Consider the following 21,690-nt stretch of genomic DNA (forward strand, 5'->3'; position numbering starts at 1 on the left):
CGGCCGCCCAGGGAAAGGAGCATTCCGATGGCCAAGTTCGAAGGCGTGAAATGGGCCCCGCGGCAGATGCGCTATCTCCTGCCCGGGAAGCAGTTCGCCCTCCTCGAACCCGACGCCAAGGTCTACGGCGTCAACAAATCGATCTTCTACGCGACGTTCCTCTGCTTCGAGGGCGTGCGTTTCTTCGTCAAGAAGGGCGCCGCCGGGCATCTCGAGGTCAATTTCCTCAACTGGCACAAGAACCTCGAGCGGCTGAGGCGGGGCATGGCCTTCAACCTCAGCAAGGCCCAGGCCGAGATCATCCCCACGGTCGAGGATCTCGAGGGACTGATCATCCACCAGTTCTTCAAGGCCCCGGAGATCCGGGCCTTCCTCGAGGGCATGGCCGAGAAGGGACTCCAGGGCTACCTCCGGCCGTTCACCGTGGACGAGGAACAGTCCATGGGCGTGACCTTCCCCGCCCAGCCGGCCTTGCGGGCCGTCTTCTGCAGCTACGACAATTATCTCGGCGAGCCGTTCACCGGCGTCGTCATCCCCCATCTCGTCCGGGCCGTCGGCCTGAACAGGACGGGCTGCCTCAAGCTCGGGATCAACTACGTCATGAGCCTGAAGGCCCTCGAGGCGGCCAAGGAGGTCGATCCGAAGGCCGCCGCCGCCCTGTTCCTCGACGACCGGACCCACCTGCCGCTGGCCGAGCGGCACATCACCGAGTGGGACTCCTCGTGCTGCCTGTTCGGGCTGAGGGACGGGACGGTCGTCAAGATCCCGGAGAGCGAGCTCATCCTGCCCTCGGTCACCATCCAGGGCATGGTCGCCGTCCTGAAGGACATGGGCGTCAAGGTCGAGGAGCGGCACGTCGCCTACGGCGAGCTGGTCAAGTGGGTCAAGGCCAAGGATCTCGTCGTCATCGCCAGCATCGGCACGGCCGGCATCATGAACCGCTGCCAGAAGCTGCTGTGCGTCGACGAGAAGAACGCGGTCGCGGCCACCCACGCGCCCGACACCGGCCACCCGCTCTACGCCAAGCTGGCCGAAGCCAAGGCCACTTACTGGGACATCTACAAGGAAAAGGCCAAGCTCCCGGCCGGAATGAACCTCTACAAGTACTCGCTGTAAATCAAAAGGGGGGCGCGTCCCGGAAGGGCGCGCCCCCCTTTCTTTGTCCGCTCCCGGGGACACGACGCGCGTGTCCCCGATCCGCTTACAGGGACATGGCGATCAGCATCCAGAACTTGTCGCCGAGCTCCAGGTACTTCTGAACGGCCGCCCGGGCCATGTCGTTCGTGTACTTGGTCAGGTAGCGCTCGACCGTGAACGGCTCCTTGTCCGGGGCCTTGCTGGCCAGTATCTCCTGGACCTTCTTCTCGATCCCCGGCAGGTCCGCGAAGGCCTTGTCCTCGAACTCCGCGATGACGCCGTCGATCGTCTTGCGGGTCTGCCCCCACTTCAGCGTCGCTAGGCGATTGGCCCGGCGGAAGGCCCAGGCCGCCGAATCCAGTCGGAAGTTGTGCTGGGCGCAGATCTCGTAGGAAGGAGGCAGCTCCGTCGTGCCGGCGAAGATGGGGATGCGGACGCTCATGGCCGGGTTGTCGAAGCTGAACCAGCAGATCGCGCCGACGGCGGGCGGCAGCCAGCCGCGGACCTGGAGGACGGTGGCGTAGGCGCAGCCGGAGATGGGGATGGTCCGCTGCGGTACGATCGTGCCCGGCTTGAGGCTGTTGACGATGGCCATGATATCCCGGGGCATCCAGGCGCTGACGATGTTGCTCGGGACGTTCTTCGCCGGGGCGGCCGGCTGCGCCGGCGGGGCCTCGCCCGGCCGGCGGCGCTGCATCTGCGGGAAGAGGGGCATGTTCTTCGTCATATCGAGGTCCGTGCCCTCATAGGGATTCCGGTAGAGGGCCAGGACGTCGCGGACCGAGAGCTTCTTCTCGGGTTTGACCGAGAAGGGCAGCTCGGGCATGTCCATGCTCAGCTTGAGCGAGGGGGCCAGGGTGCTGAGGACGAAGAACTCGCGGGTCGAGAACGGCCGGCGCCCGTTGTAGGCCTCCCAGAACTTGAACGGCTTGCCGCCCTTGGGGTCCCACCAGCCCATGTCCTGGGCCAGCTGGAAGACGTTCTCCGAGGCCATGTAGCGGTCGGGGTTCTTCAGGTCGATCTCGGCGATGCGGGGGATGTTGGCCGAGATGCCGACGTGGTCGTCCGGGATGCGGACGGCCGCCCAGACGGCGCCCTTCTCGAGCGGCCCGGCGCCCATGATCTCGAGCTGCCAGACCTCCTTGCCGTCGGCGATAGTGATGCACTCGCCGTCGTCGCCGTAGCCGTACTGCTTGGCCAGCTCGCCGATGAGCTTGATGGCCTCCCGGGCCGTCCGGCAGCGCTCGAGGGCGATCCGCTCGAGTTCCTCGATCATGAAGATGCCTTCGTTGTTGACCAGCTCGCGGCGGCCGCCGATGGTCGTTTCGCCGATGGCCAGGCCCATCTCGTTGAGCGAAGGATAGGCCGTGTTCAGGAAGCGATAGGTCTCGGGGACCTGGGGGATCTCGCCCGTCTGGACGATGCCCTGCAGGTCGGCCGGCGTCTCGGTGTGCATCTTGCCGGAGTAGATCTTGTTCATGGTCTTGTCCGGCCAGGTCTGGCGGGGCACGATGTTGACCCACTGCCGATAGCCGCCGTCGCACGTATGGCAGGTGATGACCGAGCCGTCGACCGTGGCCAGCCGTCCGACCTGGATCGACGTGCAGCCGTCCGGCTCCTCGATCCGGGCCTGGGCGGCCGGGACGAGCGGCGCCTCGGGCTTCTGGGCGATGGCCGACGCCATGAGGCCCAAAAGAACGACCGAGAGCATGAGCCCGCGGCCTATGATCCGCTGGAAACGCGTTTTCCTCAACATTGCCTCCTCGAAAAATAAGAATTCGCGGCGCTCGGGAGCCGGCTTATGAATTTAGGGGAACAGCGCCGTGCCTGTCAACCGGAATTATCTTCTCTCACGGCGCGCCGGCGGCCAGGGCCCGGTGCATCTCCGCGGCGCTCGTAGAGGCAGCGACCGCGATCGTCAGCGCCGGCACTCCCCTGCCGCGATAAAAAGCGATGAGGGGCGCGGTCCGTTCGTGGAAGATCTCCAGGCGCCGGCTCACGGCCCCGAGGCCGTCATCGGTCCGGCCGGCCCTGTCCCGGCCGGGATCGAGACGGAGCCTCTCGCGGATGACCGCCGCGTCCGCCTCGAGCGAAACGACGAGCTCGACGGCGACGAGACCGGCCAGGGCCTCGGCCTGGCCCGGATGCCGCGGCAGGCCGTTGAGGACAAGGAGATCGCCGGGCGCCCTCAGGCGCTCCGCCGCGAACCGCCTCAGGATCCTGACGATCATCGGCAGGTCCCGGTCCTCGAACAACGCGCCCGTGGCCAGCGAATCACGAACGGCCGCCGCTTCCCGGGAGGTCAGGCCGCTCTCCCCGTCCGGCTGATCGGCCAGGGCCCTGAGCCGGGCCCCGAAATCGAAATGGGCGCACCGCCGGCCCCGGAAGCCCCGCCGCTCGAGTTCGTCGCCGAGAGGCGTCTTGCCCGCGCCGGTCGGGCCGACCAGCACCAGGGCCGGCCAGGGCCCGGGCGGTGCGGCGGGCGGCATCAAGCGCGCCCGCCCGTCACGGCGGAGGGCCCGCCCGGGACCCCGGCCGCCAGGTAGGCGAAGGCCCGGTCGATATCCTGGTGGCTGGCCACGAGAACGAGCGTGTCCTGCTCGAGGATCTCGAAATCGGCCCCAGGACTGGTGAACGATTCTTCTCCCCGGACGACGGCCAGGACCGTGGCCCCGGTCTGGCTCCGCAGGTCGATGGCCTTAAGCGTCTTCCCGGCCGGCCAGGACCCGCTGCCGACAAAATAGGTTTCGGCCGTGCCCGCGGCGAGAAGGTCCGATATCCTCTCGGCCACCGGCCGGACGGCGCTGCAGGCGCCCCGCAGCATGCCGTAGCATTCGCCGCGCAGGACCTTGACCTGGGCCTCGACGATGTTGCGGGGAACGTGGTACTTCTCGAGCACCCGGGTGAAGATCTCGATCGAGGTCTCGAACTCCTCGGGGATGACGTCGTCCGCGCCGAGCTTCAGGAGATCATCGATCTCCGCCGCGTAGCGCGTCCGGACGATGATGAACATATCGGGGTTGAGCGCCCGGGCCGCGTTGACGCCGTGGCGGGTCACGTTGGGGTCGGAGATGGCGAAGACGATCCCCCGGGCCCGCCGGGCTCCCGCCTCCCCGAGGATGGTCGGGCTCGAGACGTCGCCGAAGAGGACCTTCTCGCCGGCGCCGCCGGCTTCACGGACCGTCACGGGGTTGAGCTCGATGATGACGTAGCCGACCCCGGCCTCCTTGAGGACATGGGCCAGGTTCCGGCCGTTGAGGCCGTAGCCGGCGATGATGACGTGGCCAGCCAGGCCGCGGCCAGGCCCGGCCGCTTCGTTGACGGCCCGCCGCTTCCAGCACAGCGCCTTCTCCCCCCGCCCGGCCAGCAGCGGGCCGGCCTGGATGAGGAACGGCGTCGCCATGATGGTCAGGATGGACGACGCGACGAAGGCCTGGTAGGCGTCGCCGGCGAGAAGGCCGTTGGCCCGGCCGACCCCGGCCAGAACGAACGAGAACTCCCCGACCTGGGCCAGCGCCAGGCCCGTCAGCACGGCGATCCGGGAGCCGTAGCCGAGAAGGCCGACGGTCAGGACGACGACGGCGAACTTGACGGCCAAGACGGCCGCGACCAGGACGAGGACGAGCGTCCTGAACCTCCAGGCCGCGCCGACGTCGAGCAGCATGCCGACGGAGATGAAGAACAGGCTGTTGAACAGGATCTTGAAGGGCAGGATGTCGGAGACGACCTGGTGGCTGTAATCCGATTCGGCCAGGATGACGCCGGCCAGGAACGCGCCGAGCGCGAGCGACAGGCCGAGCGACGAGGTCAGCCAGGCCATGCCGAGGACGATGACCAGCGTCGCCAGCAGGAAGACCTCGTGGCTGCGCAGGCGGACGATGAGCTGAAGGAGGCCGGGCATGAGGAAGCGGGCCAGCCCGAAGGCCGCCGCGATGGCCAGGCCGCTCAGGCCGAGGCGCAGGCCGATGGCGCCGAGCGATACCCGGCCGGCGTTGGCCAGGACAGGCACCATGGCGATCATGGGCACGACGGCCAGGTCCTGGAAGATCAGGACGCCGAGCGAGATCCGGCCCTGCGGCGAGTCGGTCTCACCGCGATCGGCCAGGATCTTCAGGGCCACGGCCGTGCTGCTCAGGGAGATCAGGAAGCCGTAGAAGACGGCCTCCCGGACCGGCACCCGGAGCAGGGCCAGGATGACGACCGCGGCCATCGTGGTCAGAGAAACCTGGAGCCCGCCCCCGAACCAGAAATCCCGCTGTATCCGCTTGAGCCGGGCCGGCTCGAACTCGAGGCCGACCGTGAACAGGAGCATGACGACGCCGATCTCGGCCAGGACGTCGACGGTCGCGGTGTTCTTCACGAGCGAGAAGCCGCCCGGGCCGATGAGGACGCCGGTCAGGAGCAGGCCGACGACCGGCGGCAGCCGCAGCTTCTGCGACAGGGTGATGATCAGGACCGACGCGGCCAGGACGATGACGAATTCGCCGAAAACATAGAGCGACATGATCCCGATCCCGCTTCGTCTTATAGCATGGCCCGGCGAAAACGGTCAACCGCGCCCTCCCCTTCCCCGGTGAGGCGGGCGCCGGCAATATCACCCCCGATAACCCCCAAGTCGGGGATGGCCGCCGCGCCGGCTCGCGATAGACTGGGGGCCGGCCGCCGGACGGGCGGCGAAGCTATCGATGTTGATTTAGGAGGCTTAAATGAAGAAGTCCCTGATCGCTTGCCTGGCCGCCCTGTGCCTGGCCGCCGTTCTGCCCCAGACCCTGTCCGCCGGCATCGGCTTCAAGGGCGGGCTGTCGCTCGCCAAGTGCGCCATCGAACCCGTGGACAGCGTTCCCTTCCCGATCCAGAACCTGACCGGCCCGGTCGGCGGCGTCTTCTTCGGCGCCGGGCTCGGGCCGCTGTCCTTCCAGACGGAGATCCTCTACGCCCGGATGGGCATGAAGGGCGAGTACTCGGGGGCCACGATCGAGTACCGCGCCGACTACATCCAGGTGCCCCTGCTGCTCAAGGTCCGGGTCATCCCGGCCGGCCCCGTGCGGCCCATCGTCTACGCGGGCGGCTACGGGTCCTACCTGCTCAAGGCCAAGGGAATCATGACCTCTCCCACGGCCTCGGACTCCGAGGACATCACCGACACGTTCCAGAGGTATGACTACGGCGTCGTCGGCGGCGCCGGTCTCGAGTTCAAGCTCCCCGGCATCATGCTGTCGCTCGAAGGCCGCTACAATTACGGCCTGGCCAATATCATCAAGGATCCCGGCGAAAGCGATTCGGCCAAGAACCGGTCCATGATGGTCCTGGTCGGCATCGGCTTCTGACCCCTTCGGACCCAATAGCGTCGATCCAGAGGCCCCGTCCCCCGCGGGACGGGGCTTTTTTTGGCTCTTCTCCAGATTCCGAGGAACATCTCTCTGCGGCTTTGCCCGGGATCTGCCTCTTGCTCCCCGGCCCCCCGGAAACCAGTCGTCCGGTTCCCCCCGCTACGAGGGTCCCCTCTCCACGGACGGGGATCATCGAGGCACCATCCCTCGCTGCCTCGAGAGGGGAGAAGATCTCTTTTGCGCCGTCTAGTGGTAAAATAGGGACGGGTTCGAAGCATTAGAGGAGGCTCCCATGAGAAGATGGGTTTTCGTCTGCCTTGTCGCGGCCTTCTTAGGCACTTTCGTCCCCCAGAGCTTCGGCGCCGGGGTCGGCTTCAAGCTCGGGTTCTCCCTATCGAGACTCACCCAGACGGAGCCCGATTCTCCAGCCCTCGATTGGAACGGCATCCCCTTTGCCTCCGTCGGCCTGGCTTTCGAGCGCCGTTGGGGACATCTCTCGATCCAGCCCGAGGCTCTCTTCGTGCGCATGGGCGGCAAGTACGTCATCGACCCCGCCAACAGTCTCGAGAACCGGTTCGACTATATCCAGGTCCCCGCGCTTGTAAAATTCAGCGCCCTTCCCCGGGGGCACGTGGATCCGTTCGTCTGCGGCGGCGGCTACGGCTCTTTCCTGGTCAAGGCCCGGGGGGTCCTCGAGGTCGGCGGCGAGAAGACGAAGGCGGACGTGATCGACAATTACAGGCGGTTCGATTACGGCCTCGTCGCCGGCGCCGGGCTGACCTTCCGCTACCCGGGGCTGGCCGTCGCGCTTGAAGCCCGCTACTGCCATGGCTTGGCCAACATCATCAGGGACCCGGCCCCGGGAGACTCACTGAAGAACCGGACCCTGATGGCTCTCGTCACCATCGTCTACTGAACCCTTTACCCGGCCCGCCGCTTGGACTATCCTGTCGTCGGATCGCCGGAGGTCAACATGTCAACGATCAAGATCGGCCTTGTCGGGACGGGATATATCGGGCTCGTCCATCTTGAGATGCTGCGGCGCCTCGGCGGCGTCGAGGTCGTCGCGGTCGCCGACGCGAACAGAGACCTGGCGCGGGCGGCGGCGGAGAAGTTCTCGATCGCCAAGGTCTACGGCGGCGCCGACGAGCTGATCGCCGATCCGGCGGTCGAGGTCGTCCACGACTGCGCCCCGAACAACGTCCACTTCGACATCAACGCCAAGGCCATCCGGGCCGGCAAGGAGGTCCTGTCGGAGAAGCCGCTGGCCCTCGACGCGCGGGAATCCGGCCGGCTCCTGGAGCTGGCGCAGGCGCACGGCGCCCTGACCGGGATCGACTTCTGCTACCGGTATTATCCCGTCGTCCAGGAGGCGGCGGCCAGGGTCAGGCGCGGGGACCTGGGCGAGGTGCGGGCCTTCACCGGCCACTTCCTCCAGGATTGGCTCTTCTTCGAGACGGACTACACCTGGCGCCTCGACCCCGAGGTGGCGGGGAAGGCCAACGTCGTCGCCGACCTCGGCAGCCACTGGTTCGACCTCGTCCAGTTCATCACCGGGCAGAGGATAGTTGAGGTCATGGCCGAGCTCCACACCTGCCTGCCGAAGAGGCGCCGGCCCAAGGGCGGGGTCCTGTCGTTCGGGGCGGGCGCGGCCGGGGGATCCGAGGAGGTGGCCATCACGCTCGACGACTACGCCTCGGTCTTCCTCAGGCTGGCCAACGGGGCCCGGGGGAACTTCACGACCTGCCAGGCCGCCGCCGGCCGCAAGGTCGATCTCGAGATCCAGGTCTTCGGATCGAAGGAATCCTGCGCCTGGAGCCATGTCCACCCCAACGCGCTCTGGATCGGCCATCGGGAGAAGGCCAACGAGATCTTCTACGAATCCGCGCAGATGCAGGCCGAGGAGACGCGCCGTTACGCCCTCCTGCCGACGGGCCATCCCATCGGCTACCACGACGCGGTCTTCAACCTCTTCCGGGATTATTACGAGGCGCTGGCGGCCAAGCGCGAAGGGAAGGCGTACAAGGCGACCTTCCCCGATTTCCGGACGGGCCACGAGATGATGCGCGTCATCGACGCCACGGTCTCATCGAGCCAGGCCGGGCGCTGGGCCCGGGTCAAGGAGTAGAGCCGGGGGCTCCGGTCATTCCTGGGGCTTGGCCGGGGCGGGGGCCTTCTCGGCCTTGGGCTCTTCGGGCTTTTTCTTGGGGGCCTTGCCTTCGCCCTTGCCCTCGCCCTTGGCGCTTTCGGCTTTCGGCTTCTTGGCCTTGCCCTCCGCCGGAGCGGCCTTGGGCTTGGCGGCCTTGCCGCCCTCTTCCTTTTCCTTCTTCGGGGCGGCGGCCCTCTCGGCCTTGGTACGGGCCATCTCTTCCGTTCTCTTGTCGATCTCGGCGATCCGGGCCAGCCGCTTTTTGAGGGCCTTGATCTCGGCCTTCAGGTTCTTGGCGATGGGATCCCGGTCGATCTTGGGAGCGTTGATGCCTTTGCCGGCCAGAAGAGCCAGCCGGTCCTTCAGTCTCTGTTCGAACGCCGCCTTCTGGCGGGTGACGATCTCTTTCCTCTTGTTGCCCATTGTATCCTCCGTGAAGAACTCTTCGGGGCCGATCGGACGGTTCACGCGCCGGCGGCCGACGCTCCTTTATAGCAGGATTCCGGCCAAAAAGCCATCGGCGGCCGCGCCGGAAAAGAACGGAATGGATTTCATCTCGACGGCCTTCGAGCGACTAAAGTAAAGTCTTTGGAGACATTAGCTATGGCCCTTCGGGGATATGTCTTACCACGCGAGATGCATCTTTCGGCATTTGACAACGGACAGAGCTATCGAATAAAGTGTCACCCGATTCTCATTCGAGAATCATAATTTATCAACATATTTTAAGGAGTCATTCATATGAAAAGGATCTTCGGGATCGCGTGTATCTTGGCCCTGATCCTGAGCCTGCCCGCCGCGGCCGCGGCTCAGGGAACTAAATTCACCATCGATCTCTCCGGGGCCTTCCTGACCCGTGCGGCGGGATCGTCCATCCCCCTGGTTTCGTCGGATTACAATAATCCGGGGACCGGCGACATCTTCACGTCAGACAGCGTCGCCCTCGACGCCTGGAAAGCGGGCGGCGACCTCAGGCTGGGATATGCCTGGGGCAAGCTCGGAGTGGAGGTCCGGGGCTTCCTGCTGGCCAAACCGAGCGCATCCTCCGTCTACGCCAATAATAGCGGGGACTGGATGGACATCGCCGTCGAATTCAAATCGGCCGACAGCTATGGCCTGCCTGACGGATCCGTTTTGACGGCGGCGGCTCAGGACGACAAGCCGCTCATGGGTCTCGAGGCCAATGCGACCTACGCCCTGACGCCCAAGATCCAGCTGTACGGCGGCTTCCGCTATTTCCAGCTCAACCAATCCTACGCTCTGCTCGGCCAGTTCAGTTCCGACGTAAATGATTACGAGATCGACGGCTGGAACGTGAAGAACAAGATGTTCGGCGGCCAGGTCGGCGCGCGCGTCGATATCCTGCGCCCGGCCGAGGGGACGGAGCAGGGCTTCACGGCCCAGGGCCACGGCGCCTTCATCCTTCTCAGCAACAAGGCCGATGTCGTTTTCCAATCGTATTATGGCGGCGAGCCAAATTGGGCCGCGGCGACCGGCTCGGCCAGCAAGATCGCGCCCGGCGTCGACGCGGGCTTTCAGTTCGGCTACCGCCTCAATCGCCTGATCGAGTTCCACGTCGGCTACGATCTGCTTTGGCTGAGCGGCGTGGGCGAGGCGGTCCGTCAGACTGACTCGATGGACGATTATTCCGACACGACCGCCGATCCCCAGTTCAAGAGCTTCGCCGTCCACGGCGCGAAGGCCGGCGTGACCGTCCGGTTCTGACGTCCAGGGGCGCGCGCCGTCGGGATCATCCGGACGGATGAGATCCGGCGCGCAAATAGGGATCGATCCTTCGAGCCGGGAGGATCGGGGCTTCGGCTTCGGTCCTCCCGGGCTTTTCCCCTCCGCCTCCCCTGCTTATACCCAAGCGCAGGCCCGGGTCTTAGCCGCTATTCCCGCGGGTCTCCGGCTTCCGTTCGGATGAGCCTGCGCCGGAGACGGTAATACGGCCCGATGATGAAGATGATCATGATGACCAGCGTCGGAAGATAAAGCCGGTTGACCCCGGCGCCGATCCGATGGGCCAGAAGGATCAGGCTCGTCTGGAGATGGATGAAGATCAGGTTGAAGAAGATCAGGGCCAGATAGGCCACTTCTTTCTTCAGAGCGAGCAGACGCGCGGCCTTTTCCGGGTCCGAAGGCCGGCCTTCCCTTTCGGGCTTGGGTTCCTTGATGAAAAAGATCCTGGCCAAGGTCAAAAGGACAACGAAGAAGACCGCCTGGGAAACGGGATATATGAAAAAAGCCAGGGACTTCCCGGCCCAGGCCTGACCGCCCTTCCAGAGGCAAAGCCACGACGGGATCTCCCGGGGGAGTCGGCCATAGGCCATGACCGATACGACCCAGACGACGGCAAGAAGGAGCAGGTTGGCGACGAACAGGAATCCTGTTGCCAGGGATCTCTGCCGGGGGCCCCTGATCCGCGGGAGACGATCCATACCTTCAATTATAGGCTCATTGTCTTGACAATTTCGCCCCGGGGCGTACCTATGATGTTTGGAGGGGGAAGAGCCATGAAGCGGAACATCGGCGGATTTGCGGCGGCCGTCCTGCCTTCCCTGATGCTTGTCCTTCCCGGGAGCCTTTCCGCCAGGGAAAGGCGCGGGGCCGCCATCGTCATCACTTTTAAGGACGGACAGTCCGTCTCCGGAGAATTGAAAGCCGTCAAGCCGGATTCGCTGCTGCTTTTTGTCGGGAAGGACGAGACCGTGGACCTGGCCGGGATCAGAAGCGTCAGGATCGTCCGGAGATCCAGGGCCCTGCTGGGAGCAGTCTGCGGTTTTGTTGCCGGCGTGGCGGGAACGGTCATCTATGCCTCGGCCCAAAAGGAAGTCGAAGATCCATGGACAGGCCTTTGGCAAGGCATCGGAGTGATCGGGGCGGGGGTGGTGTTCATCGGCTCCGGCACAGGCGTGGGGATCGGAGCAGGCCTGCTGGCGGGCAAGGACAAGACGATCCGACTCGAAGGGAGATCCGAACCGGAGGTCGCCAGGGCCCTGGCCTATCTGCGCCGCAAAGCCCGCATCCGCGATATCAAGTGAGCGCGCAAGGGGCTGTCCCGGCGTTCCGCAACGGACCGGATGCCGCGGCGGCGCTGCGCCAAGGTCGGCGGCGGTATTGTATCGAAGGCGATGACCGAGTCAGCCGCCTGTACAGAATACGGAGCGACGATAACCTGATTAAACGGGGAATAAAGAGAGCGCGCCCGGGGTGACTCGAACACCCGACCTGCTGATTCGTAGTCCGCTCTCGTCTCCCCTGTAAAACGCTGAATATGAGGGGAAGCCGTATCCCTGAGTGACCCGGAGTGACCCCGAAACGCACGCCAACACGTCGCAAAAGTCGACAGGGCAGAAAGGCCGGGCCGGAGGGGAAGGCGCCCCTCCGGCCCTTTGGGCTTCTTCATCTCGCAGAAAATCAGCCGCATCACTCGCGACTGGCCTTTTCAACGCTGGAGGGCGGCCCGGATCTTCTCGCGGACCTCGGGCGTGACCTGGTCGATCGGCTGCTCGTGCCCGTCCATGATGACCATGACGTCGCCGCTCGCGCGCCGCTCGACGACGAGGCCCGGCTCAACCGTGACTGAGTTCTGAAGGAAGATCCCGAGAAGGTCTGCCAGCGGCGCCGCGGCCGCCGTTCCGATCGGCTCGCCCGCCAAGACGTTCCCAATCGCCTGGTCGATCTTCCGTTTATACGCCTGCTCGTTGACGTAGGCGTCGGGTGAGACGAGCTCGTTGCCTGGGTCGGCCGCGGCGGGCCGCGGGATCAAGGGATTGTCCCGGGGATCGGTCAGGTCGATGCCGCTCACTTCAGCTCCTCGATCGTCATGCCGCTGACCGTCCGCCGCTGGTCGATCTGATACGTGATCGTCAGCGCGGCCCGGATCCCGCCGTTATAGCGCGCCTTGACGTCGACCTTGCCGCCCGTGCCGGCGATCTCGCTGATCGCCTGGGAGAGCTCGGGCAGCCAGGCCTCGAGGATCTGAGGGTCGAAGCGGAGCTCGCGCAGGGCCGCCTCGTCCAGCCCTTCAAGCCAGATGGCGCCGCCGAGCCCGTCATCGTTCGCACGATGGAGCTTGTCCTTGGCATCTTCGAGCTGCGCCCGGACGAGAGGCCAGCCGCCGGCGAAAACCTCCGCCCCGTCCGGGCCGTAGCCGATCCCGGCGATCCGGCGCTCCGCCGACTTGACGAATTCCTTGAGGGCTTCGATCCAGCAGAGGGCAGGGGCCTGGAGGAGATAGACGAGCTCGTTCTCCGCCTTCAGGGCCTCGACGTCCGCCTCGAGCACGGCCCTGGCCTTCTCCCGGACCTGGCGCAGGAGCCCGATGTCGTTCCCTGCCGCGGCCGCGCGAGCCTTGAGGGCATCGACCTCGGCCCGAAGCCGGCCGGCCTTTTCCTTTGCCTCCGCGGTCTGGTTCTCCCAGCTCTTCCTCTTCGGGGCGAGCTCGGCCTCGAGGGCAGCCGCCCTTGCCTTGATGGCCGCCTCCTCTTCGCGGAGAAGCTCGAGCGTCGGCTTATTGCTTTTCATTGCTGACCTCGGGCTCGGCCTTCTCGCCCTTGCGGCGGAACGTGCCGTCGGGCAGCCGCTCGATGTCGGCCGTCGTGATACGGTCGATCCCGCGCGCCCTCTTGCTTTCATGCGGCCGGCCGTCGTTCGTCGTGATGACATCGGCCCCCGTCACCGGGTTTTTGTAGCGGATCATAATAACCTCCTGAAAGTGATCTATTCAGACTCGTCGACGTCTGTTATCTTGACCTTTAGGCCCCCTGTCTCGGGGCCAGCATTGGACTCGTGCTCCGTTTCTGGAAGGAACGCCTCCGTGACCTCGTAGATCAGGCCGCGGCCGGCCAAGTTCATCTCGAGTGCCCGGATCCGCGCTTCGAACTCGTCCTGTTCCAGGGTCCGAAAACCAAACTCGAGGATCGTCGTGGCGGCCAGTCGGGCATCGGCTAGATCGTCGGATTTCATGATGGCGATGAGCCGTTCGACGGCCTTCCCGGACGCGGCCCTGAGCTGGCCCGTGGCCTCCGCGAAGATCTCCCGCCGGCCCGCTTCGAGCCTGGCCTTGAACGCCGGCAGCTGGGCCCAGCGATAGACCGACGACTTTCCGACGGCTAACTTTTTCGCGGCGTCGACGGCCGTGAGGCCCTGGACAAGGAGCACGACGGCGTCGAGCTGCATCTTGGTCAGAGGCTTTTCCGTTTTGCGCTTACTTTTTCCCACGTCTTCGCTCCAGCTCTGCGATCTCCCGACGCAGCCGGTCCCGCGTCTCTTTGAGGGTTTCTGCCGGCCGCGGCTTCGCCTTCGCCTTCCTGGGCTCTTTGGGAAGGGCGGCCACGCGTTCCCGTAGCCGATAGATGCCCCTCCGGACGAGTTCCAGCATGTTGGTAGTCAAGGCGTTCGGGTTTGGCCGGGGCTCTTCGAACGCGAGCGGGCCCAGGTCCGGGGCGGACATCCTGGCCAGAAGCTCCATCTCTTCCTCATCCGGCTCGCTGCCGTCCTGCACGATGAACGCCGAAGGAGAGACGACCCGCTTCTTGCCGGCCAGGGCCGCGAAGAGCTCGCTTGGATCCATCACGTGGCAGCCTCGCCGATCTCGGCTTCGAGCTCCTGCCGGCGCCGCTCAAGAACTTCGACCTCGGCGGCCAAGTCCTGGCCTTTGTCGCTCTGAGGTCGGCCCTCCTGGGCCCTCCCAGCCCCATCCTCGGGCCGTCCCGGGCCTTTGGGCGTCTTGACGACGATGATCTTAAGGACGGCTTCCTCGCCGTTCATCGGGCCCACGCCATAGCGGGCCTCGAGCCTGGCCAGGCGGCGAGCGTAGCGGCTCTTCAGCATGTTCCGTCACCTTTCCCGACAGCCTGGCCTTCGATTCGAAGGTAAATGTCGGCCATCTCTACCTCCGCCCTCTGTCGCCCGTGATGCTCATCATCTCCTCGTAGAGGATGTTCCGGGCCTCCCGGACCGTCCGGCGATCAAGGCTCTGCACGTTGACCGTCTGGTGGATCGTGATCGTCGGCGCGGGCCCGGCAGCTGCCGCTCCGGCAAGCGCCGGGGTCATCATCCCGGACGCCAGGCCCATGCCGGAGAGGGCGTCCCGGAAGACGGAGAGGAGCTTCTTCTCCGGGAGGTAATACTCGGTATCGTTCTCCGCGACCGTATGGGCCGGGAGCAGCGTCTTCTCTTCGAAGACCGCGCCCTCGTCGAACTTGAGGAGCTTCGAGAAAAGCTTGGAGACGACGGCGAAAGCGCCCGCCGCGAGCGGGATGGCCACGAACCAGGGGAACGACTTGAAGATCCCCGCGATCGCGTGGGCGACAGCTGCCATCTGCGCACTCATGATCTCTTTTATCGTCAACCGGGCGAGGTCCGCGATCATCCCGTCGACGACATTCCGAAGCGCCTCGCCCATCGACTCCGCGCCCCTAGCTATCGAAATGAAGCCGTCGGCCATGACACTGGCCATCTGCTCGCCGGTGGCGGTGAAGGACTGCATTTCCGCCCGGGCCTTTTCTGACGCCGCGGCGCTCAGGTCCGCTCCCTTTTGGGTGAATTCGTCGATGATGTCGAGACCCAAGGAGGCCTGCCCGGCGACTCCGCTCAGGTCCATTTCGATCGGAACCTCTATGATGTCGAGGGAATCGAGCTCAGAGGTCACGCGCTCGAGGTTGCCCGCGAGATCTAAGGAGCTCGAGCCGAGAGCGTCGAACTTTGCTTTCTCCACGGTAATGACTGAGCCCGCCCCGCTCAGCCCAGCCTTGAGCTCATCGAGAGCCTGGAAGAGCGCGTCGAAGGCGACGACGACCGAGGAGGCCTTCTCGATATTAGCGGCGCTCATCTGTGCGAAATTGGTCTGCTGGGCCCGGGCCATCTCCGCGAAATTCATGAGGAACTCGTTCATCCCGGCCGTCATGTCCGTCTTCGTGCGGGTGCCGTTCTTGACGATCCACTCGGCGATGTCAGCCGTCGCGCCCTGCATCCAGCTCCAGGCCGATTGCACGGCCCCTTTTAGCGACGGCATGAGGACTATCAAGCCCTCGACCGCTTTCGCCATGATCCTGAAGGCGCCAACGAAGACTTGGGCCGCGCCGAGGGCCCAATCCTGGAGCTTTCACGACGCGGCGAATTCGGCGATCTTGGACCGGAGGACAGCGAGTCCGTCCGTCATCCCTGAGACGAGGGACCTCGTGGCGGGAATAAGGGCAAGGGCGATATCGTTCCGGATCCCCGCGAAGGCGCCCTTGAGCTCGGCCAGGGAGTCGTTGAACATGTCGCAGGCCTTGGCCGAATCCTTGGAGAAGACGAGCCCCAGCCGGGCCGCGGCGGCGGCCTCTTCCTCCAGGCCCTTGCTGCCGAGGTTGAGCAGCGGGATAAGCTCCATGCCGGAACGGCCGAAGACATCCTGGGCCAGCGCGGTCTTCATGGCCCCGTCCTCCAGCGCGGAGAACCGATCGGCCACGCCGAAGAGCACGTCGTTGAGCGGGCGAAGCTTGCCCGTCGAGTCGACGATGTCGACGCCCAAGGACTTGAACATATCGGCCTGGGCCTTCCCGCCGGCAGCCGCGGTCTGCATATTCGAGGCGAGGCCCCTGAGACCTATGGCCAGGCCATCGATCGAGGCGCCGCTCTTCTCCGCGGCGAGCTTGAACGACGAGAGGATCTCCGTCGCGATCCCCGTCCGCTGGCTCATGTCATTGATCTCGTCGCCGGCATTCGCGGTCATCTTCACCGCAGCAGCGATCCCCGCAGCTGCAGCGGCACCGACGAGGGCAAGCTTCTTTCCTATATCGGCGAACTCACGGCCCAGCTTGGCAGCCTGGGTCCCGAGCTCCTTCACGTCCTTCTGGACGGATGAGATGCCCTGATTCCATTCCGTCTTGTCCAGGCCGATGTGGCCGAGGATCGAACCAAGATCAAAGCCGCTCGCCATTGCCTTTCTCCTTCTCGGTGAATTCCCTGATGAGCTCGTTGATCGTGTCGCCGAGCTTCTTAAGCTTGCGGAGGCGCCCGGGCATCCACCCGCCGCCGATCCAGCCGGCCACGATGCCCTCCATCTTCTCCGGCGTGAGGCCCGGGTCCTCGTCGACGGCAAAGAGCCACAGATAGCGCGCTATGAGACGGAGGCCCTTCTCTTCCTTGATCGCCCCGATCGCCGAGGGAAGTGCCCGGCCGCCGTAGACGGACTGCAATCGCTTAAGTGCGTAGGGCGTGATACGCAGATCCCGCGGCCGGTCGAGGTTTATCTTCATTTGCCGCTCCCTTTGAAATTCTGGCCCAGCTTCTCGCGGATGTAGTCGACGGCAATCTGCATGAAGTGCCGGCTGTGACCCGCCATCTTCTTTTCGAGAAACTTCGAGCCCGGGCCGGGGACGCGGGTACGGGTATAATTCTTGATCGGGTAGCTCCCGTCCTCCCGGTGCCCTTCATGCTGGACGGCCGCATAGGGCGAGTTGTAGCCGAAGGAGACAGAGATCTTGTCGCCGGAGATCTCGGGCTCCTTGACCAGGCGCGAGGCCCGGAGGTCGCCGTGGAGGTAGGGGGTCTGGGGGATCTCGTCGTCGGAGGCCTTGAGGACTGCCTGGGCGGCCGTGAAGAGGCCCTGGGCGGCGAGCTTGGTGCCCGCCTGCTCACAGAACTCCCGGAACTTCTTGTCGAAGTCGGAGGTCTCGAAGTAGAACCCCTTCTTGCTGGCCATCATACGCCTCGATTCCCGCCAAGGACAGGGGCCGGCCAGGGCGGGGCTGCTGAAGCGGTATCGAGTGGGCGGGGATGCCGGAGCATCATGAGACGTCCTTGATTCGCTGATTGAAGCCCTGGCGTCTGCGCTCGAGGCCTTCGGGGCTGATGCGATCAGGCCCGTCTTGGCGCTTGCCCTGTTCGATCATCCTGGCCAGCCGCCTGATCTCGGCCCTTTCGTTGACGAGCGGATCCCTGAGCTCGAAGGGCAAGCCCTTCGGGATCGGCAAGAGCCCGTCTTTATCTGTCCCGTCTTTGTCCGGACATTTTCGGACGGGGGGGGACGCCTCTCCCTCTCCTTCTTCGTTTTTCTTGTCTTCGCCTGAAGAGGGGGAATGGGGGGGATGATGAAGACGGTAGAGGCGTTTCCTTTCCGCCTCCGCTTCTCGGAGGGATCGCGCTCGGTAGACCTGGTAGTTGATGAGCTCGAAGCCGCCATCGACCCGGCGAAGCCGCCGGCCTTCGTCATTCGTCGACCTCGATTCCGGATCCGGCGCCTCGAGTCGGACGATCGCAGCCCTGACCACATCAAGGGAGAGGCGAGCGACCGAGGAGATATAGACGGCCGAAACCGGCGCGATGCCGTCGCTATCACAGGCTGCCAGCAAAACGACCCAGATCTTGAAGGTGTCGCTGTCCTCGGCCATAATCGAGGACTGCAAGATCCCGCGATCTAGTTTCGTGAACATCACCGGCCCGTCTTCGCCAGCTGCGCGTCCAGGCGCCGCTCGAGCTCACGACCATCGACGCGGACGGTCCGACCGAGATGGACGGCCGGGATCTCGCCGCGGGAGATCATCTTCCGGACGCCGGCGATACTGAGGCCCAGGAGCTCGGCGCACTCGCGCGTTGAGATCCATCGACGCGCCGGCACGGTCACTTCTCGACCTCGGGCGGGCACATGCCGAGGGCCTTCAGGATCCTCGTCTTTGCCGCGGCGACGGCTGGCGTGTCGCGGACCAGGTTGTGCTCGATGCGGCTGATGAGGCCCGGGTCAACCTCGGCAGCTTGGGCCACATCGACCTGGCGGAGATCCCTTTGCCGCCGAAGAGCCCTGATGACCTGACCATTCATTTGACTTCCTCCTGCTAAATCGTCAACAATATTGTCAGGCAGATTTGGCAATGAGTCATCGGCATAATGACCCGAGGAAAGTTCTGACAGCAGAGGCGGGACGAGTTCGCGCGCGCTATCTGAGGGCGAACAAAGACAGGCCCGGTCCTGAACCAGAGTTCGACAACTTTATGCTTGAGGCCGGCACGGGTCTGGGGCTTGATGTCTCAGGACGTATGGGCCCGAATGGTGAATGGAAAACGAGGTACGAGGTCTGGAAACGTGGCGCGGGCTACCGTCGGATGAAGTACCTGGAGGGACTGGGCGGCGACCACATCCCGCACGTCATCGAGGGCCCCTTTGCGGAAATCGGCAACTTCGTTGTCCGAAACCCGCGTCGCGATGGTGGGCGATCAAGCATCACGCCAGCCTGCCCCTTCATGAAGGCCGTCTACGCCGTCATGGCTGCCCTCGAAAATGGTCCTGGCGGCCGACCGCCAAAGCCCATGCCTTCCGATCGCGAGCTGATGAGAATCTTCCGTCCGCCCGGGAAAAAGAACTGCACAGCGGCGGAACTGGCCCGGTACCGGCCCGTCATCAAGAAGCTGGCTAGAGAACTCGCCGCACGATCGCCGGGAACTGACGGAGATCTCTGAGGTCTGGCCTATTAATGGGCTATCTCTAGAGCGTCCTTGTCGAAGGCATACCAGGAAGGCTTCTCTGCCGCCAGGACAGGGAACCAAGTGCATTCGAGAGAACCATCATCCTGAATGATACTGGTAACGGTCATTTTAGGGCCGCCCGATTTGAGTCTCACGACGTCGCCCTTCTTGAACTGTTGATCCATCTGAACCTCCTATCGGACGAGTAATCCAGCGGTCTTCCCTTGGCCGGCCCCTGCCGGTGTCAAGATCGGCGCCGCTTTTGCTGCTGTTTCATCCGGTCCTCAAGCCAGCGGTCGATCAGGTCCACCCGGAATAGGACCCGGCGTCTGAGCTTCACGTGCGGGAGTCCTTCCTTCATCAGCCGGTCGACCGTCGCCGAGCTGATCTTCAGGTAGCCCTGTAGATCCTTCTTGTTCAGGTACTCCCTTTCCATTTGCCCGAGGATAGCACGAAGAAGAACAGAAAAAAAGACTTGACACGAATGATACGTTATGATTGATTAGGATACGTAAGGATGATTACAAGGAGGTACGATGAACGATTACCTAACCGTCAACGAGGCAAGCGAGCTCCTCAGGTGCTCGCGTCTGACCGTCTGCCGCTGGATTAAAGCGAAGAAGCTCCGCGCGTTTAAGCTCGCTGGCGGGCGCAGCTGGAGGATCCGGCGCGCGGACTTCGAACGATTCACCAGCGGGGCCCCTGCCCGCAAAAATTCCTAAAGTGAAAAGGAGGACGACTGTATGAAAAAGACGAACGGGGGAAAGGTGCAGCTCAAGAAGGGCGCCGCGATGTGGATGGGCGGTGCTATCCGGCTCGTCCTGAAGCCGGACCTCTGCGCCGACCTGGCGGCGGGAAAGCAGATAACGATCGACTTCGGAACTCCGGGGACGTGTGAATGGAATGAGCTCGACCTTCAGGTCGAGGCGGGCCCGGAGAACAAGATCAAGGAGCTCTCGCCCTGGTTCGACCTGGACCAATCGCTCCTCGAGGTCAAGAACAGCGTCATCACGGACGGGCCGGAATATGTTCAGGACTACTTCGCCGTCTACCTTGAGGAGAGCGAGAATCGGAGCATGGGCTTTACGATCAACGGAAAGCAGGCGCGGGCCCTGGCCGATATGCTGCTCGCCTACTGCCGCGTCTGTGAATCTATCGAGGCGCTCGAGACCACGCCGACGACCGCCTGACCATTCCTCCGGCCCGGGGCGAGGTCCTGGGCCGGGTGAAAGGCCAGGAGGTCATCATGAGCGAAGATCGACGCCGACCGTATCTATCGGACCGGCGCTGCGGCCGCTGCCTCATCCCGCTCGAAATCAGGGAACGGCGCGAGGACGGATGGCTGATCGTGACCTACCGCTGCCCGATCTGCGGCTTCAACCAGGCCATCACGTTTTCACCCCAGGAGCTCGAGGAGTGGGCCCGCCGGCATCCAGGGACCAGGACCGGGGAGATCGCCCCGCAGAAATGCGTCTGACGCATTTTTCGGGCCATCGTATAGCCAACCGGGGAGGAGATCATGAAGTCCAAGCCTGAGCGGAACCTGAGGCTCGTCGACGGGAAGTGGTACTTCGACTTCACATTCTCCGGGAAGCGGCGGCGCGGCTTCGCCGGCTACACGAAGGACCAGGCCCGTAATACCATCGTGAAGCTCAGGGCCGAGCTGCTCGACGTCGCCCGCGGATTCAAGAAGCCGGCGGCCGAGGACATCCTCTTCGAGGATTTCGCAGACAAGTTCCTGGAGAGCTATTCGAAGATCGAGAAGAGATCCTGGAAGTCCGACGAGCTGTCGATCGGGAACCTCAAGCGCTTCTTCAAGGGGAAGACGCTGAGCTCGATCACGGCCGAGGACGTCGAGCACTACCGCGCGGCCCGCAAGGTCGAGGCCCGCAAAAACTCGACGCTCGGCAAGCCGATCTCGCCGGCGACGGCCAACCGGGAGCTCGCCTGTCTCAAGTGCCTCTTCAACAGGGCCGTCGAGTGGGGCCGGATCGAGACGAGCCCCGCGGCCAGGGTGAAGCAGCTGAAGGAGCCGCCGGCCCGGGAGACGATCCTGACCGCCGACCAGGCCCGCCAGCTCCTCGAGGTCGCGGCGCCGGAGTACCGCCCCGTCTTCATAGTCGCCCTCGGGACCGGCATGCGCCGCGGCGAGATCCTGTCGCTCAAGTGGACGGACCTGGACCTTGTCCGCGGGATCATCACCGTGACGAATTCGAAGTCCGGGAAGAGCCGGAAGATCCCGATGAGCGGTGCCGTCGGCGCGGCCCTGGGCGGTGTGCCTCACCGCGGAGAGTACGTCTTCTGGAACCCGGAGACCCGGACCAGGCTCAAGGATATAAAGAAGCCCTGGGCGGCCGCGTGCACGGTGGCGAAGATCTCGGGCGTCCGCTTCCACGACTGCCGACACACGGCCTTGACTTGGATGCTCCAGAGCGGCGCGGACATCGTCTCCGTCTCCAAGATCGCCGGCCATGCCTCGATCGTCATGACGCAAAAGTACTGCCACGCCTCCCCCGAAATGCAGCGCCTGGCCGTCAACAGCGTGGGCGAGATCCTGGAACCAACACGACAGAAAGTCGACACCCCCCGGGACGCCTCGGCGCACGTATCCTCATAAGTGGTT

The 21,690-nt window shown here is 64.6% G+C and carries 30 protein-coding genes and 1 tRNA gene; 10 read left to right on the forward strand and 21 right to left on the reverse strand.

What is annotated here, in order from left to right; all coding sequences use genetic code 11:
* The first annotated feature begins 27 nt into the window (after positions 1-27).
* Complete coding sequence (locus tag ABFD52_04780) at positions 28-1,116, forward strand: hypothetical protein (protein ID MEN6560073.1); 1,089 nt, start codon at positions 28-30, stop codon at positions 1,114-1,116.
* A gap of 85 nt (positions 1,117-1,201) precedes the next feature.
* Here ABFD52_04780 and ABFD52_04785 read toward each other — a convergent pair whose 3' ends face one another.
* The 3 genes from ABFD52_04785 to ABFD52_04795 form a co-directional block, all read right to left on the reverse strand.
* Positions 1,202-2,890, reverse strand: coding sequence for a C69 family dipeptidase (locus ABFD52_04785; protein ID MEN6560074.1), 1,689 nt, complete (start codon positions 2,888-2,890; stop codon positions 1,202-1,204).
* A gap of 97 nt (positions 2,891-2,987) precedes the next feature.
* Positions 2,988-3,626, reverse strand: coding sequence for a nucleoside monophosphate kinase (locus ABFD52_04790; GenBank protein MEN6560075.1), 639 nt, complete (start codon positions 3,624-3,626; stop codon positions 2,988-2,990).
* Positions 3,626-5,641 (reverse strand): cation:proton antiporter, encoded by a 2,016-nt coding sequence (locus ABFD52_04795; GenBank protein ID MEN6560076.1) that lies wholly within the window; start codon positions 5,639-5,641, stop codon positions 3,626-3,628. The genes ABFD52_04790 and ABFD52_04795 overlap by 1 nt, the downstream gene beginning before the upstream one ends.
* A gap of 202 nt (positions 5,642-5,843) precedes the next feature.
* Here ABFD52_04795 and ABFD52_04800 point away from each other — a divergent pair, with 202 nt between their 5' ends.
* The 3 genes from ABFD52_04800 (at position 5,844) to ABFD52_04810 (ending at position 8,595) form a co-directional block, all read left to right on the forward strand.
* The gene (locus tag ABFD52_04800) at positions 5,844-6,464 is read left to right on the forward strand and encodes a porin family protein (GenBank protein MEN6560077.1); all 621 of its coding nucleotides are present in this window, start codon (positions 5,844-5,846) and stop codon (positions 6,462-6,464) included.
* Positions 6,465-6,759: 295 nt separating this feature from the next.
* A complete protein-coding gene (locus ABFD52_04805; GenBank protein ID MEN6560078.1) occupies positions 6,760-7,383 on the forward strand; it encodes a porin family protein in 624 nt (207 codons plus the stop codon).
* Between the two features lie 57 nt (positions 7,384-7,440).
* The gene (locus tag ABFD52_04810; GenBank protein MEN6560079.1) at positions 7,441-8,595 is read left to right on the forward strand and encodes a Gfo/Idh/MocA family oxidoreductase; all 1,155 of its coding nucleotides are present in this window, start codon (positions 7,441-7,443) and stop codon (positions 8,593-8,595) included.
* Positions 8,596-8,610: 15 nt separating this feature from the next.
* Here ABFD52_04810 and ABFD52_04815 read toward each other — a convergent pair whose 3' ends face one another.
* Positions 8,611-9,039 carry a hypothetical protein gene (locus ABFD52_04815; protein ID MEN6560080.1) on the reverse strand — a complete coding sequence of 143 codons (429 nt, stop codon included), beginning with the start codon at positions 9,037-9,039 and terminating at the stop codon, positions 8,611-8,613.
* Between the two features lie 318 nt (positions 9,040-9,357).
* On the opposite strand from ABFD52_04815, the gene ABFD52_04820 reads away from it, so the two are divergent.
* A complete protein-coding gene (locus ABFD52_04820) occupies positions 9,358-10,341 on the forward strand; it encodes a hypothetical protein (protein MEN6560081.1) in 984 nt (327 codons plus the stop codon).
* A 167-nt stretch (positions 10,342-10,508) separates the two neighbouring features.
* Here the strand turns inward: ABFD52_04820 and ABFD52_04825 are convergent, their stop codons facing one another.
* A complete protein-coding gene (locus tag ABFD52_04825) occupies positions 10,509-11,057 on the reverse strand; it encodes a hypothetical protein (GenBank protein MEN6560082.1) in 549 nt (182 codons plus the stop codon).
* 75 nt (positions 11,058-11,132) lie between these two features.
* On the opposite strand from ABFD52_04825, the gene ABFD52_04830 reads away from it, so the two are divergent.
* Positions 11,133-11,660, forward strand: a complete 528-nt coding sequence (locus ABFD52_04830) for a hypothetical protein (GenBank protein ID MEN6560083.1) — start codon at positions 11,133-11,135, stop codon at positions 11,658-11,660.
* 159 nt (positions 11,661-11,819) lie between these two features.
* Here ABFD52_04830 and ABFD52_04835 read toward each other — a convergent pair.
* The 14 genes from ABFD52_04835 to ABFD52_04900 form a co-directional block, all read right to left on the reverse strand.
* Positions 11,820-11,888 (reverse strand) — tRNA-Arg (locus tag ABFD52_04835).
* A 176-nt stretch (positions 11,889-12,064) separates the two neighbouring features.
* The gene (locus ABFD52_04840; protein ID MEN6560084.1) at positions 12,065-12,427 is read right to left on the reverse strand and encodes a hypothetical protein; all 363 of its coding nucleotides are present in this window, start codon (positions 12,425-12,427) and stop codon (positions 12,065-12,067) included.
* On the reverse strand, positions 12,424-13,146 hold the full coding sequence (locus ABFD52_04845) for a hypothetical protein (GenBank protein ID MEN6560085.1): 723 nt from the start codon (positions 13,144-13,146) through the stop codon (positions 12,424-12,426). Before ABFD52_04845 ends, ABFD52_04840 begins: the two co-directional genes overlap by 4 nt.
* Positions 13,133-13,321 (reverse strand): hypothetical protein, encoded by a 189-nt coding sequence (locus ABFD52_04850; protein ID MEN6560086.1) that lies wholly within the window; start codon positions 13,319-13,321, stop codon positions 13,133-13,135. Before ABFD52_04850 ends, ABFD52_04845 begins: the two co-directional genes overlap by 14 nt.
* Positions 13,322-13,341: 20 nt before the next feature.
* Entirely contained in the window at positions 13,342-13,842 is a 501-nt protein-coding gene (locus ABFD52_04855; protein MEN6560087.1) for a hypothetical protein, read from the reverse strand.
* Positions 13,829-14,194, reverse strand: coding sequence for a hypothetical protein (locus tag ABFD52_04860; protein MEN6560088.1), 366 nt, complete (start codon positions 14,192-14,194; stop codon positions 13,829-13,831). Before ABFD52_04860 ends, ABFD52_04855 begins: the two co-directional genes overlap by 14 nt.
* Positions 14,194-14,454, reverse strand: a complete 261-nt coding sequence (locus tag ABFD52_04865; GenBank protein MEN6560089.1) for a hypothetical protein — start codon at positions 14,452-14,454, stop codon at positions 14,194-14,196. The genes ABFD52_04860 and ABFD52_04865 overlap by 1 nt, the downstream gene beginning before the upstream one ends.
* A gap of 58 nt (positions 14,455-14,512) precedes the next feature.
* Complete coding sequence (locus tag ABFD52_04870) at positions 14,513-15,670, reverse strand: hypothetical protein (GenBank protein MEN6560090.1); 1,158 nt, start codon at positions 15,668-15,670, stop codon at positions 14,513-14,515.
* A gap of 57 nt (positions 15,671-15,727) precedes the next feature.
* Positions 15,728-16,546 (reverse strand): hypothetical protein, encoded by an 819-nt coding sequence (locus tag ABFD52_04875; protein MEN6560091.1) that lies wholly within the window; start codon positions 16,544-16,546, stop codon positions 15,728-15,730.
* Positions 16,530-16,865: a hypothetical protein gene (locus ABFD52_04880; GenBank protein ID MEN6560092.1), complete on the reverse strand. Its 336-nt coding sequence runs from the start codon at positions 16,863-16,865 to the stop codon at positions 16,530-16,532. The genes ABFD52_04875 and ABFD52_04880 overlap by 17 nt, the downstream gene beginning before the upstream one ends.
* Positions 16,862-17,311: a hypothetical protein gene (locus ABFD52_04885; protein ID MEN6560093.1), complete on the reverse strand. Its 450-nt coding sequence runs from the start codon at positions 17,309-17,311 to the stop codon at positions 16,862-16,864. Before ABFD52_04885 ends, ABFD52_04880 begins: the two co-directional genes overlap by 4 nt.
* 85 nt (positions 17,312-17,396) lie before the next feature.
* Positions 17,397-18,044 (reverse strand): hypothetical protein, encoded by a 648-nt coding sequence (locus tag ABFD52_04890; GenBank protein ID MEN6560094.1) that lies wholly within the window; start codon positions 18,042-18,044, stop codon positions 17,397-17,399.
* Positions 18,041-18,226 (reverse strand): helix-turn-helix domain-containing protein, encoded by a 186-nt coding sequence (locus ABFD52_04895; GenBank protein ID MEN6560095.1) that lies wholly within the window; start codon positions 18,224-18,226, stop codon positions 18,041-18,043. The genes ABFD52_04890 and ABFD52_04895 overlap by 4 nt, the downstream gene beginning before the upstream one ends.
* Before the next feature lie 2 nt (positions 18,227-18,228).
* A complete protein-coding gene (locus tag ABFD52_04900; GenBank protein ID MEN6560096.1) occupies positions 18,229-18,426 on the reverse strand; it encodes a helix-turn-helix transcriptional regulator in 198 nt (65 codons plus the stop codon).
* 281 nt (positions 18,427-18,707) lie between these two features.
* On the opposite strand from ABFD52_04900, the gene ABFD52_04905 reads away from it, so the two are divergent.
* Positions 18,708-19,061, forward strand: a complete 354-nt coding sequence (locus tag ABFD52_04905; GenBank protein ID MEN6560097.1) for a hypothetical protein — start codon at positions 18,708-18,710, stop codon at positions 19,059-19,061.
* An 11-nt stretch (positions 19,062-19,072) separates the two neighbouring features.
* On the opposite strand, the gene ABFD52_04910 is transcribed toward ABFD52_04905, so the two are convergent.
* Together ABFD52_04910 and ABFD52_04915 are read right to left on the reverse strand one after the other, a co-directional pair.
* On the reverse strand, positions 19,073-19,252 hold the full coding sequence (locus tag ABFD52_04910) for a DUF2158 domain-containing protein (protein MEN6560098.1): 180 nt from the start codon (positions 19,250-19,252) through the stop codon (positions 19,073-19,075).
* 59 nt (positions 19,253-19,311) lie between these two features.
* Positions 19,312-19,503: a helix-turn-helix domain-containing protein gene (locus ABFD52_04915; GenBank protein ID MEN6560099.1), complete on the reverse strand. Its 192-nt coding sequence runs from the start codon at positions 19,501-19,503 to the stop codon at positions 19,312-19,314.
* Positions 19,504-19,810: 307 nt separating this feature from the next.
* On the opposite strand from ABFD52_04915, the gene ABFD52_04920 reads away from it, so the two are divergent.
* From ABFD52_04920 to ABFD52_04930, 3 genes are read left to right on the forward strand one after another with little or no spacing between them, the layout of a single operon-like run.
* Positions 19,811-20,257, forward strand: coding sequence for a hypothetical protein (locus tag ABFD52_04920; GenBank protein MEN6560100.1), 447 nt, complete (start codon positions 19,811-19,813; stop codon positions 20,255-20,257).
* 56 nt (positions 20,258-20,313) lie between these two features.
* The gene (locus ABFD52_04925; GenBank protein ID MEN6560101.1) at positions 20,314-20,544 is read left to right on the forward strand and encodes a hypothetical protein; all 231 of its coding nucleotides are present in this window, start codon (positions 20,314-20,316) and stop codon (positions 20,542-20,544) included.
* A 42-nt stretch (positions 20,545-20,586) separates the two neighbouring features.
* Positions 20,587-21,684: a tyrosine-type recombinase/integrase gene (locus tag ABFD52_04930; protein MEN6560102.1), complete on the forward strand. Its 1,098-nt coding sequence runs from the start codon at positions 20,587-20,589 to the stop codon at positions 21,682-21,684.
* Positions 21,685-21,690 lie beyond the last annotated feature (6 nt).

The organism is Acidobacteriota bacterium, from assembly GCA_039683095.1.
In the GTDB taxonomy this organism is placed as follows: Bacteria; Acidobacteriota; Aminicenantia; order Aminicenantales; family Saccharicenantaceae; genus RBG-16-66-30.

Excerpts from the sequence above, each read along its gene's own strand:
- ABFD52_04900 (MEN6560096.1), bottom strand. The coding sequence starts at position 18,426 with ATGAATGGTCAGGTCATCAGGGCTCTTCGGCGGCAAAGGGATCTCCGC.
- ABFD52_04805 (MEN6560078.1), top strand. The coding sequence starts at position 6,760 with ATGAGAAGATGGGTTTTCGTCTGCCTTGTCGCGGCCTTCTTAGGCACT.
- ABFD52_04910 (MEN6560098.1), bottom strand. The coding sequence starts at position 19,252 with ATGGATCAACAGTTCAAGAAGGGCGACGTCGTGAGACTCAAATCGGGC.
- ABFD52_04780 (MEN6560073.1), top strand. The coding sequence starts at position 28 with ATGGCCAAGTTCGAAGGCGTGAAATGGGCCCCGCGGCAGATGCGCTAT.
- ABFD52_04820 (MEN6560081.1), top strand. The coding sequence starts at position 9,358 with ATGAAAAGGATCTTCGGGATCGCGTGTATCTTGGCCCTGATCCTGAGC.
- ABFD52_04810 (MEN6560079.1), top strand. The coding sequence starts at position 7,441 with ATGTCAACGATCAAGATCGGCCTTGTCGGGACGGGATATATCGGGCTC.
- ABFD52_04850 (MEN6560086.1), bottom strand. The coding sequence starts at position 13,321 with ATGATCCGCTACAAAAACCCGGTGACGGGGGCCGATGTCATCACGACG.
- ABFD52_04925 (MEN6560101.1), top strand. The coding sequence starts at position 20,314 with ATGAGCGAAGATCGACGCCGACCGTATCTATCGGACCGGCGCTGCGGC.
- ABFD52_04885 (MEN6560093.1), bottom strand. The coding sequence starts at position 17,311 with ATGGCCAGCAAGAAGGGGTTCTACTTCGAGACCTCCGACTTCGACAAG.
- ABFD52_04845 (MEN6560085.1), bottom strand. The coding sequence starts at position 13,146 with ATGAAAAGCAATAAGCCGACGCTCGAGCTTCTCCGCGAAGAGGAGGCG.
- ABFD52_04795 (MEN6560076.1), bottom strand. The coding sequence starts at position 5,641 with ATGTCGCTCTATGTTTTCGGCGAATTCGTCATCGTCCTGGCCGCGTCG.
- ABFD52_04865 (MEN6560089.1), bottom strand. The coding sequence starts at position 14,454 with ATGCTGAAGAGCCGCTACGCTCGCCGCCTGGCCAGGCTCGAGGCCCGC.
- ABFD52_04905 (MEN6560097.1), top strand. The coding sequence starts at position 18,708 with ATGAAGTACCTGGAGGGACTGGGCGGCGACCACATCCCGCACGTCATC.
- ABFD52_04800 (MEN6560077.1), top strand. The coding sequence starts at position 5,844 with ATGAAGAAGTCCCTGATCGCTTGCCTGGCCGCCCTGTGCCTGGCCGCC.
- ABFD52_04915 (MEN6560099.1), bottom strand. The coding sequence starts at position 19,503 with ATGGAAAGGGAGTACCTGAACAAGAAGGATCTACAGGGCTACCTGAAG.
- ABFD52_04870 (MEN6560090.1), bottom strand. The coding sequence starts at position 15,670 with ATGGCGAAAGCGGTCGAGGGCTTGATAGTCCTCATGCCGTCGCTAAAA.
- ABFD52_04930 (MEN6560102.1), top strand. The coding sequence starts at position 20,587 with ATGAAGTCCAAGCCTGAGCGGAACCTGAGGCTCGTCGACGGGAAGTGG.
- ABFD52_04790 (MEN6560075.1), bottom strand. The coding sequence starts at position 3,626 with ATGCCGCCCGCCGCACCGCCCGGGCCCTGGCCGGCCCTGGTGCTGGTC.
- ABFD52_04815 (MEN6560080.1), bottom strand. The coding sequence starts at position 9,039 with ATGGGCAACAAGAGGAAAGAGATCGTCACCCGCCAGAAGGCGGCGTTC.
- ABFD52_04825 (MEN6560082.1), bottom strand. The coding sequence starts at position 11,057 with ATGGATCGTCTCCCGCGGATCAGGGGCCCCCGGCAGAGATCCCTGGCA.
- ABFD52_04880 (MEN6560092.1), bottom strand. The coding sequence starts at position 16,865 with ATGAAGATAAACCTCGACCGGCCGCGGGATCTGCGTATCACGCCCTAC.
- ABFD52_04860 (MEN6560088.1), bottom strand. The coding sequence starts at position 14,194 with ATGGATCCAAGCGAGCTCTTCGCGGCCCTGGCCGGCAAGAAGCGGGTC.
- ABFD52_04875 (MEN6560091.1), bottom strand. The coding sequence starts at position 16,546 with ATGGCGAGCGGCTTTGATCTTGGTTCGATCCTCGGCCACATCGGCCTG.
- ABFD52_04830 (MEN6560083.1), top strand. The coding sequence starts at position 11,133 with ATGAAGCGGAACATCGGCGGATTTGCGGCGGCCGTCCTGCCTTCCCTG.
- ABFD52_04920 (MEN6560100.1), top strand. The coding sequence starts at position 19,811 with ATGAAAAAGACGAACGGGGGAAAGGTGCAGCTCAAGAAGGGCGCCGCG.